At 45.5% G+C, this 14,485-nt stretch carries 14 protein-coding genes; 11 read left to right on the top strand and 3 right to left on the bottom strand.

The genetic code is table 11. From position 1 onward, the window contains the following. Positions 1 to 10 precede the first annotated feature (10 nt). Genes LDO73_RS09020 through LDO73_RS09030 form a run of 3 tightly spaced genes read left to right on the top strand, consistent with a single transcriptional unit; the run spans position 11 to position 5,803 of the window. The gene (locus LDO73_RS09020) at positions 11 to 2,569 is read left to right on the top strand and encodes a DUF5682 family protein (protein ID WP_224061108.1); all 2,559 of its coding nucleotides are present in this window, start codon (positions 11 to 13) and stop codon (positions 2,567 to 2,569) included. Then, a complete protein-coding gene (locus tag LDO73_RS09025) occupies positions 2,562 to 3,722 on the top strand; it encodes a VWA domain-containing protein (RefSeq protein WP_224061109.1) in 1,161 nt (386 codons plus the stop codon). Before LDO73_RS09020 ends, LDO73_RS09025 begins: the two co-directional genes overlap by 8 nt. Further along, positions 3,719 to 5,803 carry an SWIM zinc finger family protein gene (locus LDO73_RS09030; protein WP_224061110.1) on the top strand — a complete coding sequence of 695 codons (2,085 nt, stop codon included), beginning with the start codon at positions 3,719 to 3,721 and terminating at the stop codon, positions 5,801 to 5,803. The genes LDO73_RS09025 and LDO73_RS09030 overlap by 4 nt, the downstream gene beginning before the upstream one ends. A 49-nt stretch (positions 5,804 to 5,852) precedes the next feature. Here LDO73_RS09030 and LDO73_RS09035 read toward each other — a convergent pair whose 3' ends face one another. Continuing rightward, the gene (locus tag LDO73_RS09035; protein WP_224057594.1) at positions 5,853 to 6,338 is read right to left on the bottom strand and encodes a MarR family winged helix-turn-helix transcriptional regulator; all 486 of its coding nucleotides are present in this window, start codon (positions 6,336 to 6,338) and stop codon (positions 5,853 to 5,855) included. An 84-nt stretch (positions 6,339 to 6,422) separates the two neighbouring features. Between LDO73_RS09035 and LDO73_RS09040 the strand changes: the two genes are divergently transcribed. The 3 genes from LDO73_RS09040 (at position 6,423) to LDO73_RS09050 (ending at position 9,117) form a co-directional block, all read left to right on the top strand. Next, entirely contained in the window at positions 6,423 to 7,301 is an 879-nt protein-coding gene (locus tag LDO73_RS09040; RefSeq protein ID WP_224057595.1) for an EamA family transporter, read from the top strand. A 46-nt stretch (positions 7,302 to 7,347) separates the two neighbouring features. Next, a complete protein-coding gene (alkB, locus tag LDO73_RS09045) occupies positions 7,348 to 7,989 on the top strand; it encodes a DNA oxidative demethylase AlkB (protein ID WP_224057596.1) in 642 nt (213 codons plus the stop codon). Between the two features lie 102 nt (positions 7,990 to 8,091). Then, the gene (locus LDO73_RS09050) at positions 8,092 to 9,117 is read left to right on the top strand and encodes a threonine aldolase family protein (RefSeq protein ID WP_224057597.1); all 1,026 of its coding nucleotides are present in this window, start codon (positions 8,092 to 8,094) and stop codon (positions 9,115 to 9,117) included. A 36-nt stretch (positions 9,118 to 9,153) separates the two neighbouring features. Here the strand turns inward: LDO73_RS09050 and LDO73_RS09055 are convergent, their stop codons facing one another. Beyond that, positions 9,154 to 9,747, bottom strand: coding sequence for a TetR/AcrR family transcriptional regulator (locus LDO73_RS09055; RefSeq protein ID WP_224057598.1), 594 nt, complete (start codon positions 9,745 to 9,747; stop codon positions 9,154 to 9,156). Positions 9,748 to 9,858: 111 nt separating this feature from the next. Between LDO73_RS09055 and LDO73_RS09060 the strand changes: the two genes are divergently transcribed. From LDO73_RS09060 to LDO73_RS09075, 4 genes are all read left to right on the top strand, one after another. Further along, the gene (locus tag LDO73_RS09060; RefSeq protein WP_224057599.1) at positions 9,859 to 11,064 is read left to right on the top strand and encodes an MFS transporter; all 1,206 of its coding nucleotides are present in this window, start codon (positions 9,859 to 9,861) and stop codon (positions 11,062 to 11,064) included. A 69-nt stretch (positions 11,065 to 11,133) separates the two neighbouring features. Further along, positions 11,134 to 11,592, top strand: coding sequence for a YaiI/YqxD family protein (locus tag LDO73_RS09065; protein WP_224057600.1), 459 nt, complete (start codon positions 11,134 to 11,136; stop codon positions 11,590 to 11,592). A gap of 109 nt (positions 11,593 to 11,701) precedes the next feature. Next, the gene (locus tag LDO73_RS09070; protein WP_224057601.1) at positions 11,702 to 12,349 is read left to right on the top strand and encodes a homoserine/threonine efflux transporter; all 648 of its coding nucleotides are present in this window, start codon (positions 11,702 to 11,704) and stop codon (positions 12,347 to 12,349) included. Positions 12,350 to 12,358: 9 nt separating this feature from the next. Beyond that, positions 12,359 to 12,769 (top strand): hypothetical protein, encoded by a 411-nt coding sequence (locus tag LDO73_RS09075; protein WP_224057602.1) that lies wholly within the window; start codon positions 12,359 to 12,361, stop codon positions 12,767 to 12,769. A gap of 83 nt (positions 12,770 to 12,852) precedes the next feature. On the opposite strand, the gene mnmH is transcribed toward LDO73_RS09075, so the two are convergent. Beyond that, positions 12,853 to 13,947 (bottom strand): tRNA 2-selenouridine(34) synthase MnmH, encoded by a 1,095-nt coding sequence (gene mnmH, locus LDO73_RS09080; protein ID WP_224057603.1) that lies wholly within the window; start codon positions 13,945 to 13,947, stop codon positions 12,853 to 12,855. A gap of 144 nt (positions 13,948 to 14,091) precedes the next feature. Here mnmH and LDO73_RS09085 point away from each other — a divergent pair, with 144 nt between their 5' ends. After that, the gene (locus LDO73_RS09085; RefSeq protein ID WP_224057604.1) at positions 14,092 to 14,355 is read left to right on the top strand and encodes a DUF3811 domain-containing protein; all 264 of its coding nucleotides are present in this window, start codon (positions 14,092 to 14,094) and stop codon (positions 14,353 to 14,355) included. The last annotated feature ends 130 nt before the right edge of the window (positions 14,356 to 14,485 follow it).

Here is a 14,485-nt window from a genome sequence, read left to right on the forward strand (position 1 = left end):
GACATCATCGGTGAGTTTATCAAACATCACATTGCCAGAACGGCTACAGCAGGCGCTTGAACGGTGGAAAACACTCGGGGAGCAACAGCTCTATTTCGCACCTGTTCGCCATCATAGTCCCGCTTGTGCATACAGCGTATTGAGCTTAATTGAGCAGGTTAAGCCTGACTATGTACTGATAGAAGGCCCTGACAGTTTTAACCCATTAATCGCGGGTTTATTGGATGGTGATACACGACCGCCAGTAGCGATTATGGGGCAAACAACTCTGAAAAATGCCACTGCTGAGCAAGATGAAAGTGACGCTGTCACGCGGTCAGCGTATTTCCCATTTTGTGAATATTCCCCTGAGTGGCAAGCATTGCACGTCGGGCAACGGCATAAAGCTCAGCTGCGCTTTATCGATTTGCCATGGACAGCGCAGGTGGAAATTGACCAGGAAGGCGAAAACCAGCATCAAAGCCTGCAACGGGAACGCTACCTTGCTCATAGCTTATTCATTGCTCAGCTAGCGAAAAAGTGTGGGTGCCGTGACCACGATGAACTGTGGGAACATTTGTTTGAGTTGCGCCCATTAACATCGGTTGCCAATTGGACAGATTTCTTCCGCGATAGCTTTATTTGGTGTGCCTTGGCTCGTTTGGATTACGAGCCAGAAGTACTGGCTTCAGAAGGTTCAATCCAGCGTGAAGCCCATATGCAAGCGCACATTCAAACCATTAAAGCGGCGGAGCCAAACGCGAAAATTGTGGTCGTGACTGGCGGGTTTCATACCTTGGCGCTGATTGAAGGGCTTGGAGAAACGACGGCACAGCAATTTAAACTCTCTTCAGAACAACAAAAGCAATTTACCGCTCAGCAAAAGTTGGCAGAACGCGACAGCGCTTGGCTTATCCGTTATAGCTTTGACCGACTCGATGCGTTGAATGGTTACGCCTCCGGTATGCCATCCCCCGCATTTTATCAAAAAGTATGGGAAGGGCTGCTGGCGCAACGCACCGATCAAGCTCAACAAAAAGTGGCTGCCACGGCGGCTTATCGAAATCAGCTCGGTATTCAGTTTTTGGCTTATGTCGCTCAAGTGCTGCGTGAAAAGCAATTTGATGCAGCACCAGGTTTTTTATCCGTCAAACTTGCCGCAGAACAAAGTCTGAGACTTGCCGCATTTCGTGGGCACACGGGCGCGGGTCGCTATGATTTATTGGATGGGTTGCAAAGTGCATTTATCAAGGGCAGCTTAGATGAAAGCCAAGATGCGCTGTGGCAACAAATAAAAACCTGTTTTTCTGGCTTTACCTTGGGGCAGATCCCCAAAGGCACCATCACACCGCCATTGGTTTCTGAAACCTATTCGCTGGCCAAAGGCTTTCGCTTCAAATTGGATGACACGTTAGCCAAAGTCAGTCGCTTAGATGTGTACCGTAACAAACAACATCGCTTGCGCAGTCGCTTTCTGCATCTTTTAAGTTTCTTAGAGATCCATTTTGCCAAACCGCTTTCTGGCCCTAATTTCTTGTCGGGCAACCAGATGGATTTACTGTTTGAAGAGTGGCAATACGCGTGGACGCCAAATGTGGAAGGGGAGCTGATCGCGCTTTCTGAAAAAGGCACGCAATTAAAAGCCATTGCACTGAATAAAATTTTGGCGATGGAAAAGCAACTTGAAGAGCAAGGTGTCAGCCGTTCAAGTCAAAGTGCGGTGACATTGCTGATGCAGGCGGCGTTGATTGGGCTTCATCAGCGCATTCCAACGTTATTTACGTTATTGGATAGCTATATTCAGCAAGATAGCCAGTTTGAATCGTTAGTGGCCTGTGGCCATAAGCTGGTACACCTATGGCGAGGGCGTAGCTTCTTTGATCTTGAAGAAGAAACGGGGATCAAACAGCGCATTGATAAAGTGCTTTTGCAGGCCTTTTTCTGCTTAGGTCAGGTGGCTCAAGGGGATGAACAGCAGCAAGAACACTATTTTAATGCGTTACTGTCTTGCCGTGAATTAATTACCTTTATGCCGGAAATTAGCCGCGATACGGATTATTCCGCAGAATTTTATGCACAATTGAGTCGGTTGGATGGGAGGCTTAATCATGCCCCCCTAATTAAAGGGGCGGTGGATGCTATTCGTTATCTTGGCGGTCAAATTGATGAATCGGTACTTACCCAGGAAATTCAGCGAACGTTCAGTTTAGGTAGCGACCCGGAACTGGCTATCGGCTATTTCATTGGCATTATGCGTACCGCACCGGAATTGGTTGTGCGCTTACCCCTATTAATTGAGCTACTCAACGAACTGCTGGGGGAATGGGATGATGGGCGTTTCTTGCAAGTGTTACCGGATCTACGCTTTGCATTTAGCCAATTAACCCCGAAGCAAAATGCGCAAATGGCGCGGGTGGTCGCGCAAAAATTATCGATGGATACCCAGGATTTAACGCTCCATCAGACACAATTTAATCAGCAACAATTACTCCAAGCCATGGAATTAGAACAAAAAATTCAGCTTCAGCTTGAAAACCAAGGGTTAACGGAGTGGTTTGCACTGCAAAATGAGGGGCTATCGCATGGATAAGCAGCCAGAAGACGCGCAGTTAACCGAAGAGCTGCTTCAATTAGCGAAACGCTGGCGTCTTATCTTAGGTCAATATGCGGATGGTGCACTGGGGCAAGCCGCGCTAAATGGTGATGAGCTCAAAATCGAGCGGTCATTGGATTTTTTATATCGCCGTGAATATCAACGTCGCGGTTTACGCCAAGAAGGCGGACGCCATGGCTCGCTAGATGCGTCCCAATTGACGGCGGTTAACTGGCTGAATCAAGCCCGTAAATTGTTCCCGAACAGCACGTTTGAGCGAATGCAGTCGCAGGCATTAGAGCGTTATGAAATCAGCAGTTTATTAAAAAGCCCACAAGCCTTGAATGCAATGGAGCCTACCAAAGCCTTAGCCAAATCGTTATTAAGTTTGCGCGGTAAAATGAGTGAAGAGATGCGGGATGCGGTGAAGAATATTATTCGTAAAGTGGTGGATGATATTTTAAGCCAGATGCGAAACCAGTTTCGCCAAGCGCTAACAGGGCGTCGTAACCGTTTTAAGCGATCGTTGCTCCCCAATAGCCGTAATTTTGATTGGCGAGCTACGATTGCTGCGAATTTAAAGAATTATGATCAACAAAATCAGCGCTTAGTGATTAAAACCCCGTATTTTAACTCCCGCCAGCAACAGCATTTGCCGTGGGATGTAATTTTGTGCGTCGACCAAAGTGGCTCGATGGCAAGTTCGATTATGTATGCTGCGGTGTGTGCCAGTATTTTAGCGGCATTACCGACGGTACGTGTCTCTTTGGTGGTGTTTGATACCCAAGTGGTGGATCTCAGCCATTTGGCCCACGATCCGGTGGAAGTGTTGATGACAGTGCAGCTCGGCGGGGGAACCGATATCGCGAAAGCGATGCATTATTGCGAGAGCTTGATCCGCAACCCGAAACGCACGGTGATTTCGTTGATCAGCGACTTTGAAGAAGGTGGGGCATTGAATAACTTGCTCAATTGCACAGAGCGCTTGAATAGCCAGCAAGTGAAATTGTTGGGACTCGCCGCTTTGGATGATGATGCATTGCCGGTTTATGATACGGAGATTGCCCAGAAGCTGGCAGATCGCGGTATGAGTGTGGCAGCGTTAACCCCCGAGCATTTTGCTCACTGGTTGGCTGAGGTGATGCAATGAGTTGGAAAACCGTTTATTTACATTATGATGACGACGCATTAGCGGTGTTTGCCAACGTCGGATTGCTGCGCCGCGCCCGTAAGGATCTGGAAAGTGGTAAAGTTTCTCCGGTTTGTTTAGCGGATGGAACTTTTACCAGTGATGGTCAGAACGTCACGTTAGATCCTCAAGGGGTACAAAAAGCGAGCTGCGACTGTTCAGCCTCGGGTTGCTGCAAACATATTCTGGCTGCGGTACTTTGGGTACAAACAAACAGCGATGAACAATCGATTGATTCTACAGAAGATAGTTCGGAGTCTGTCGATATTGAACCGCTATTACCTGAGTTGTTGGCATTCGATGTTCCCACATTAATCAAGCAAAACAGTAAGCCAGATTGTCGCTTGGCAGTGAAGATCTTACAGGATTGGCAAGATCATGCAGTGATCTTGGACGACCAATCGAATCAGTTGAAAATAACTATCCCTCATTATGATGAGCCAATTATCTATATTCGGGGGAATGGCTTTCAAGGCATGCTGTCTTCATTACCGGAGAAGCAGCAAAAAGCCCTACATTTGGCGGCGATTGCTAAGGTATTTCTTCAGCATAACCAGCCGTGGAATTGGCCTGACGATCTGATGCCTAACCGCGAGGTTACGTTAGCATTGAGCGACGATGAGCAAGCGGTGATTGCGACTATCCAGCGTTTTATTCACGATATGCTGCGTCATGGGCTTTCCCATATAAGTCAAAGCAGCGCCGCGCAATTGCATTTATTGAATATGTCGGCGCGTGCGGAAGGTTTGCCTCGCTTGGCAAACTATTTAAAGCGTTTAAACTATCAAGTGAAATTATTAGCTCAGCGCCATTTCACGATGGATGAAGGGCAAGTTTTGCGGTTTATCGCGCAAATTAGTGGTTATCTTTACCAATTAACTCACGCCAGCGACGATAAAATTGCGCAATTACGTGCTTTTGGTCGTCGTCAATATGACAGTAAAACGGACATTCTCTCTTTGATCCCGATTAATGCAGAATGGTGGAAAACCCAAAGTGGTGCCATTGGGGGAACATTTAGTTTTTGGGATAACCAAGAGAAAAAAGTGGTGCAGTGTAGCCAAGCTCGAGCCAATACCCTCGACCCGAATTTCACCCGTCACAGTGTCTGGCAAACGTTAGCCATTTGGAAACAAACGGCAGATAACCTGATGCGCAGTGGTTTTGAGTTGCACAATCCACGCTTATCCGATGAGGGCAAACTTGCGGCTAGCGGCGATAGTTATGTCGTCAGTAGCAGTGCAGTTAGCCAAGCGCCGCACATTTCATTCGATGATTACCAAGCATTGAAGAGTGAGCTGGGGTTTGAGGATTGGAAAGCAGCAACGGCCTATTTTAATGCGCTCAACGATGATGCCCAGTTTGAGCCTGTTGTACTGCATATCGATAGCTACGAACCGCTACATTGGAATGAAATCGAGCAGTGCGTCAGTTGGGCGGTGCTGGATGGAAACCAGAATCGGGCATTTTTGCGATTAAATTGGCAAGGTACTGAAAATCACAAAATTGAAGAGCTGCGTTTTATCACTCAGAAAGGTTGGGAAATTAGCACGGTATCCGTTCAAGTAAGCGTTTCTCAGCAACAATTACAACTCACGCCGAAAACACTTTGGTTGAAAAAAGAGCAGGGTATTGAGCTATTTTACCTCGATTTTGAATCGGTACCTCGTAAAAAACAGTCTTCCAAGTTTATGACGTCGATTGCTGAATATATGGCGAAAAAGCAGCAAGACAGCACGGCATTTGCGCCAGTGCCAACACTGGCACAGCAGATTACCCGTCCAATCTTGGCGGTATTGGAAACACAAAGCTGTACAGGGCGCGCACAGTTATCGGCAAGTCAAATTGACGAGTTAAACTTTGTGGTCAGGACATTGCAGGATTTGGGGATGTTGTGGTTTGCTAAGCAACTGGCGCATTATTTGAAATGGGAAAGTGTAAAAAGGGAAAATCAAACCGCCGAAAACTTACTGCGCTTGGTGTATCTTTGCGACCAATTTGAACGTTCGCAAAAATTGATGCCTTTTGAATTGAATAGCTAGTTTGGCGCTTAAAAATAGAGAGAGGAAAAGGAATTCCTCTCTAAAAGTTTCATGATTCTAAATGACTTAGAAACGTTCGTAGTAGCTGATTCAGCGCCTGTTGCTCTTCATTCGACAATGACGCCACCAAACGGGATTGATTTTCGGTATGGGCGGTGACCACTTGGTTAATTAAATCCAATCCTTCCTCTGTCAAACTGACTAAAAAGCCACGCCCATCATCAGGATTGACATGACGCGCGACATAACCGGCTTTCTCGAGCTGATCGATGCGGTTGGTCATGGTGCCGGATGTCACCATCAAGGTGGCGAGCATATCGCTGGGTGACAGTGTGTAAGGGGAACCCGCACGACGCAAAGTGGCGAGTACGTCAAAACTTGATCTATTTAGACCAAATTGGGCAAATACCTTCTCCATTTCACGGGTCAGGTGATGGGCAACGTTGCCTAAGCGCCCAATCAGCCCCATGGCGCTGATATCAAGGTCCGGGCGTTCACGTTGCCACTGTTGAGTGATTTTATCTATTCTATCCATCGGCAAATCATACAATAATCTATCTTGACGTCAAGATAGTTTGAATTTATCTTGACCTCAAGATAAATCATTGTGAGTGTGATCATGAATAGATACTGGGTTCTGTTTTTAACGGCATTAGCACCGATTGTATGGGGAAGTACCTACTTGGTGACAACAGAAATGCTGCCAGCGGGGATGCCTCTGACGTTAGCCATGCTCCGCGCCTTGCCGGCGGGCTTGCTGCTGTTGCTATTTTTACGCAAATTACCTCAGGGGATTTGGTGGGGGCGCGTGCTGGTTCTCGGCATCTTAAATTTCTCACTGTTTTGGTGGTTATTGTTTATCTCCGCATACCGTTTACCCGGTGGCGTGGCAGCAACGGTGGGGGCGATACAGCCGCTGATTGTGTTATTTCTTAGCCGTTGGTTATTAAGTAGCCCGTTATCGAGTACTTCGATATTTGCCGCACTGAGTGGGATTTTCGGGGTGGCTATTTTATTATTGACGCCAAGTGCCGCGTTAGATTTAACCGGGATTATTGCCGGGCTAGCTGGAGCATTCTCTATGGCAGCAGGAACGGTATTAAGCCGTCGCTGGCAGCCGCCCGTTTCAGCATTAACCTTTACCTCGTGGCAATTAACCGCAGGCGGGTTAGTCTTACTGCCTTTCGCGCTGTTACTTGAACCTGCATTACCTTCGCTGAACTTGTTAAATATCGTAGGGCTGAGTTATTTAACCTTGATTGGCGGCGCACTGACATATGCATTATGGTTCAGAGGCCTCGCTATCTTAGGGCCAAGTTCGGTAGCATCGCTGGGATTCTTAAGCCCGATGAGCGCCGTTATCCTTGGGTGGCTGTGGCTTGACCAACAACTCAGCCCATTACAGTTACTCGGCATGTTGGTGATTTTACTCAGTGTCTGGGGTAGCCAAAAAGCAGAGCGTAAATTGGCATTGAAAAGGCAGCAACAAGCAGTTTAAATATCAAGGGTACTTTCTAGGTACCCGTTTCTAATGTGTGGTGACAATGTTATTTCCTGATGAAGAGAATACGATTGAGATTGCGCCAGACGCTTATCTCCTTAAAGGCTTTTTGCTTGGGCAAGGGGAGCCGCTATTGGCTGCATTGTTTGAGGTGATTGTTCAAGCACCTTTGCGTCATATGGAAACGCCAAGTGGATACGCCATGTCTGTGGCGATGACCAATTGCGGTGATTGGGGCTGGGTTACGGATAATAAAGGCTACCGATATTCCTCTGTCGACCCGATAACTCAGCAGCCATGGCCCATGATGCCCGCATTATTTAAACAGTTGGCGATTCATGCCGCTGAAAAAGTGGGTTTCTCTTATTTTGCTCCAGATGCCTGTCTAGTTAATCGCTATGGTGTGGGGGCTAAAATGTCGCTGCATCAAGATAAGGATGAAGCGGATTTTTCCCAGCCGATCGTCTCTTTTTCGTTAGGGTTGCCCACTATCTTTGATTTTGGTGGTGAAACGCGAGAGTCATCTCGTCAAGCTATCCTATTAGAGCATGGGGATGTTTTGGTGTGGGGCGGACGTTCGCGGCTCCATTACCACGGTGTACGACAAATCAAATCAGGCGTTCATCCTCAACTTGGGGCTTATCGTTTTAATCTGACCTTCAGGCGTTCGCAATCAGTAACATAACGCCAAGGTAATCGCTTAAAAAATATCGTTGAACATTGAATGATATGCGCATATAACTGTTGGCTTGTTTTTAACACAACATGAGCTAACGGTAGGTCACCAATGTACAGCTTTATTAATGATTATAATGAAATAGCGCACCCAGCAGTGATGGAAGAACTCAATAGCTTAGCGGGTAAGCGTTTTGAAGGGTATGGTACCGATACGTTATGTGCCAGTGTGATTGAGTTAGTAAAACAGCGCATTGGACGCCCAGATGCAGATATTCATTTTTTTAATGGTGGCACGATCACCAATTTAACCGCTATCTCTCATGTATTAAGGCCTCACCAGGCGGCTATCGCGGTAGATTCAGGGCATATCGCGGTACATGAGACAGGGGCGATTGAAGCCACTGGGCATAAAGTTTTCACCGTTCCTTGCGCATCGGGGAAGTTAACGCCCGCGCTGATTGAGCAAGTTTTGGCGCATCATACCGATGAGCACTGTGTACAGCCAAAATTGGTGTATATCAGTAACTCGACAGAAATTGGTACTGTCTACCGTAAAGATGAGCTGGTTGCGCTGCGTAAAGTGTGTGATGAGCATGGCTTATGGCTGTTTATGGATGGCGCGCGTTTAGCCTCCGGCTTAATGTCCCATGCGAGCGACGTAACGATTGAAGATATCGCTCAGTTGACGGATATTTTTTATATCGGTGGTACTAAGATTGGTGCACTGACGGGTGAAGTTCTAGTGATTTTAAACCCAAGCTTGAAATCTGATTTCCGCTTTAGCATCAAGCAAAAAGGGGGATTGCAGGCAAAAGGTTGGTTATTAGCGGCACAATTTAACGCGCTGTTTAAAGATGACCTTTATTTCAAATTGGGTAAGCATCTCAATGATATGGCGATGCATTTAGCCGCATTCTTTACTCAGCAAGGTTTTGAGTTCTTAGCGCCGGTTGAATCAAACCAAGTGTTTGTGGTGCTACCGGATGATTTAGCAAAGAAATTGCTGGAACATTATGTTTTAAGCAGTATGCCAGCGCCACAAGCGGGTAAAACCTGTGTGCGTTTGTGTACTTCATGGTCCACAAGCGAACAAGATGTTGAAAAATTTATAAGTGTATTTAAGTCGCTGCGTTAATTGCGTCATGAGTAAGCCCACGATATGGGCTTACTTTTATCCGCGTTTAGCAGGGGCTTTTAGTCCATTCAGTAGCACATCAATGCTGGCAATGCTCTGTTTTAGCCGCGTTTCACTCTTATCCTGCGCTATCCAGTACGCCGCTTCGGATAACCCTCCATTGAGTAATGCTGCGAGGGCGCGAGGCTCTACGTTGGCAATAACATTATCTTCTACCAGCTTGGCGATTATTTTTTCAATGGCATCCGCACACTGTAAGTTAGATTTTGCGATGGCTTCCCCTAATACCGCTTTAGCATCTCGTAAAATCACTTGTTGGTATTCAGGTTCAAGCGCCATTTCTAAATAGGCGTGACAGCGTTGTTGAAAGCTTGACCACAGATCATCGCTGTTGTCCGTAATTGTCTGTAAACGTTGGTTCATTTCAGCATCTATTTGTTCGACAACCGCCAAGAATAATCCCTGTTTGTCCCCAAAATGGTGATATAGCGCGCCGCGAGTCAGTTCAACACTAGCAGTTAAATCATCCATTGATGTTTCTGCATAGCCTAAACGGCAGAAGAAATCCCGTGCCGTCGCCAGTAATAGGGCGCGAGTTTGTTCCATTTGGGCTTGTGTTCGTCTTGCCATAAAACCTCTTACATACATTGCGTATGATTATTTACATTCATCTCGTATCAATATATCATTTTTATACATACACACCGTATATATATTAAATTTTTATTATGGAGATACTGCATGCTGAGCCGATACCAACAACTTTTTCATGCTTCAGGAAGCATCCAATTTGCTTTGGCAGGGCTTTTGGCTCGCTTAGCGTTACCCATGATGGGGATTGGGATTATTACTATGCTATCGATGTTGCAAGGAAGCTATGCACTGGCAGGTGGTGTTTCAGCCACTTTTGTGCTGACTTATGCCTTATTATCGCCGCAAATTTCTCGCCAAGTGGATAGCCATGGTCAGTTTCGTGTGTTGCCGTTAGTGACTTTGATTAGTGTTCTGGGCATGGGGTTGATAGTGGCGTCTACGTGGTTAGGGCTTTCTTATATTTGGTTATTTTTAGGGGCATTTCTGTCCGGCTTTATGCCGAGTATGTCGGCGATGATCCGCGCGAGATGGTCGCAGATCTACAAAGGGGATCCACTGCTACAAACTGCGTATTCATTGGAAACTGTCTTCGATGATTTGACGTTTATTGCGGGGCCTCCGCTATCTGTTGGGCTGACTGTGGCTCTGTTCCCACAAGCGGGAATTATGATTGCAGGTATTTTATTGCTGGTGGGAGTCTTGCTCTTAGTTTCTCAGCGTAAAACAGAACCTACCCTAGTCAGTAAGCAGCAGATGATGAGCGCAAAGGCGTCTATTTTGCGTCTACCCAGATTGCAGTTGCTGATTATTCTCATGATTTCGTTGGGCGTGATTGTGGGAACTGTGGATATTTTGAGTGTGACGCTGGCACAGATACAAGGACAGCCGGCGATGGCGAGTTTAGTGTTATCGCTGTATGCCATTGGTTCTTGTGTGATGGGGGTGGTATTTGGAGGAATGCGTATATCAATGCCTTTGCCGCGTATGTTGCTAATCAGTGGAGTTCTGACATTACTATCTATTATTCCTTTACTTTGGGTGACGGGTATTTGGTCGCTGGCGATTGTGATGTTCATTTCAGGATTATTTTTTGCACCAACGATGATTATTGGTATGTCGCTGGTGGAGAATATTGTTCCCGATCACCGTTTAACGGAAGGGATGACATGGCTGCTGGCGGGATTGAATATTGGAGTGGCACTTGGCGCGATGCTTTCAGGTAAAATAGTGGATGAGCTCGGAATTTATGCAGGGTATTGGGTTGCTATTGTTGGCGGTATATTGGTGGTGCTGTGCTCACTCGTGAGTTACGGGTTATTGACGCGACAAGAAACGGCAGTTTGTTCCTCCTAAGGGATGGATGACATGTTATGATGTGCAGCAATTCATTCCTAGCAATAAAATCGATAGGTTAACGTTAATATGGTGATTTGGGTGGATGCGGATGCGTGTCCGAAAGTGATTAAAGAAGTGTTATATCGCGCGGCTGATAGAGAAAAAGTGCAAATTACATTTGTGGCGAATCAGCGTTTGTCTGTTCCTCCTTCAATTTTTTTAAAAACACTGCAAGTTCCGGCAGGGTTTGATGTTGCAGATAATGAAATTGTTTTACGTGCTCAAGCCGGTGATTTAATTATTACTGCTGATATTCCGCTGGCGGCGGAAGTGATGGAAAAGGGCGCAGTGGCGTTGAACCCTCGAGGTGAGCGTTACAGTGAAGCTACGATCCGTGAACGTCTGACCATTAGAGACTTTATGGATACGATGCGAGCTAGCGGCGTGCAAACCGGTGGGCCTGCTAGCTTAAACCAACGAGATCGCCAGCAATTTGCTAATGAGTTAGATAAGTGGTTGCTGCACCGTCGAAAATCGTTGGGATAGTTTTTTAGTTCGTTCACATACGGTGGATTTTCAATAACCTGACGTAGGTTGCACCACGAAGGGTTATCCCTGTCTATAATAAAAAAATCCTCCGCTAATGTGAGACACCATGATGGATCCACTACACAGCATTCTGATTACCTTGTTTTTGTTTGTTTTGACCTTTTTTAACCCTGGTGCCAACTTGTTTACGGTGGTTCAGACAACGCTAAGTTCAGGTAAAAAAGCCGGATTAACTTGTGGTTATGGGGTTGTTCTGGGGGATGCGATTTATTCAGGGTTAGGGCTCTTTGGGCTGGTGGCATTAATGACCCAGTTTGAATCGCTATTTTCCCTGATTAAGATTCTGGGTGGATTATATTTATTGTATTACGCGATCAGTGTATTTCGAAATAAAACGCAACTGTCTCTTGCCACCGAAAAAAATACAGAAAATTTTCCAACGGGCGTTTATTTTCGTCGAGGGTTAATTGCTGACTTATCTAACCCTCAAACCGTTCTATTTTTTATGAGTATTTTCTCTACTACGATTTCACCTTCAACACCATTGTGGACCAAGCTTGTGATTTGGCTAGGAATTGTAGTGGCATCCTTAATTTGGCGTATTATCTTATGCCAGACATTCTCACTATCTTCTGTAAGACGAACGTATTCCCGTATCCATAAAGTGATAGGCAAAGTGGTCGGATTGATTTTAGGCGGATTAGCTTCTAAATTGATTTACCAAGGTATTACTGAGCTTGCCTTTAAAAAATAAGGATCATAAATGGGAATTACTGCATTGTATTTGGCGGCTATTCTGACATGGATAGCTGCACTATTGCATTTTGCATGTTTGGTTTGGGGTGCTGGTGGGTTTAAGTGGCTGGGTGCAGGGGAACAGATCGTTAAGCAAGCTCAAGAAGGGCATTGGTACCCCAAATTTACGGCGATTTTGGTCGGGACAATATTAACCATTTGGGGATTATACGCATTCAGTGCGGCTCAAGGTTCTTTTTCTTTACCCTTTACTCAACCAATCCTAATTGCTATCGCCACTGTATTTTTAATGAGAGCGGCTATATTTCCACTGATCAAAAGCCGCTTTAAAGGTAATAGCGACCTATTTTGGTATGTCAGTTCCGGGTGCTGTTTGATATTAGGCACATTATTTTTAGTCGGTGCACTATTACGCTAAACAGGAAGTACGTTAAACAGGCTTGGAAATGGTTAATAAGGTGACAGTGTCACCTTATTAAATATTGAAGGATACGCGTAGCATTATTGAGCGGTGGATTTTACCCACTCAGTGACTTCCTCAAATGTCCCTTTGAAAACAATTCGGTCCTGTTTTTTGCTCAACTGATAGCGGTACATCGGATCATAATATTCATGAAGAAGTGGTGTAAGCCATGAGAAATGAACGTCTGTTTTTTCCGTTTTACGTTGAGCAATCAATGCATCATCCAGTAGTTTAGTCAGTTCAATCGCTCGCTGAGAACCTAAACGTTTACGGATAGCGTGCAGACCATGGTGTAAATATTCGCTATAGGCATTCCAACCTTGCTCTTCACCAAATGCGGCAAGAAAATCATGGGTCATTCGGTCAAAATATTCCTCTTTTAACCTTTCCATACGGCGTTCAATTGGGTCTTCAACTACCGCAATTGTTGCTGTTTCCATAGCTTGGCGTAGTGAATCGGGAAGGCTGTTCACACCAATTGCACGTCCTTCATCTTCAAGCACCCATCGGTTGTGATTGGGGGCTTTTTTTAACATAGAAACCGCTAAATGGTTTTCAAACGTAGCTTGTGAGAATTGGGCCTCCAAGGTACGACCAAAGGAAGAGCCTCGATGATGGGCAATACCTTCGAGATCAATACTATCTTCAAGGCTTTGAACTAATAGTGTTTTGCCATTTCCGGTGCAACCACCAATTAATATTACTGGGCGCTGAGCTAATTCGTCGATAGCATCAATAGTCGTTTGGCGTAAGTTTTTATAGCCACCATTGATAAGTGGGTACTCAATACCTGCTTCTTTTAACCATTGCTGCGCAATATGGGAGCGCATTCCGCCACGCGCGCAGCAGAGATAACCTTCAGGGTGTTGTTGGCAGGCAATTTTCCACGCATTAATTCGATTTTCACGTAATTCACCAGAGACTAATTGATGCCCAAGCTCGACGGCTTTATCAGAACCTTTTTGTTTATAACAGATCCCGACGGCGGTGCGTTCATCGTTATTCATTAAGGGTAAATTGAGTGCGGATGGCATGGCTCCTTGTTGAAATTCAACGGGGGAGCGAACATCGATGATTGGGGTGTCAGAAGCAAGGATCTGGCGAATTTCAGGTGTGGAGAGCGCTAATTCCATAATAAATAAAATGATTCATATCAATTCGGATTTCGATAAAGGCTACTATACTCCTAAATAGGGATGATGGCACCTTATCTGGGACGAAAAGAGAACGGAGTGCTATATTGGACGTCGTCTTTCAACTTTCGAAGGAGTAATGACATGAAAACCCTAACACTGCAAGAGATGACTGAAACGCAAAGAATGCGGGTGAGACAACGACTGGCTCAAGAACGTAAAAGTTTAGGGCGCGAGTTGACCAATTCAGAAGAAAACAAAGTCAAAAAACTGATCATTACCGAAATCTCGGCTGAAGTTGAAAAAGAAGCCAAAGCTTTAAGAACCCAGAAGAAAAAAGAGCGCGTAACAGGAAGCAATGCGACCTACAACTGGTCATCTAATAACCATACTCGGGGTCATCGCTAACGAAATTTTCGTATTAAATTCAACATCAACACCATAAAGCATCTATTAAGTAGGTGCTTTTTTTATGCCATGAAAAAACGAAGTGTTTTGATTATGACAGGCGTATACTGATTATTAGCATCCTTATAAT

Source organism: Providencia alcalifaciens (genome assembly GCF_915403165.1).
Taxonomy (GTDB): domain Bacteria; phylum Pseudomonadota; class Gammaproteobacteria; order Enterobacterales; family Enterobacteriaceae; genus Providencia; species Providencia alcalifaciens_C.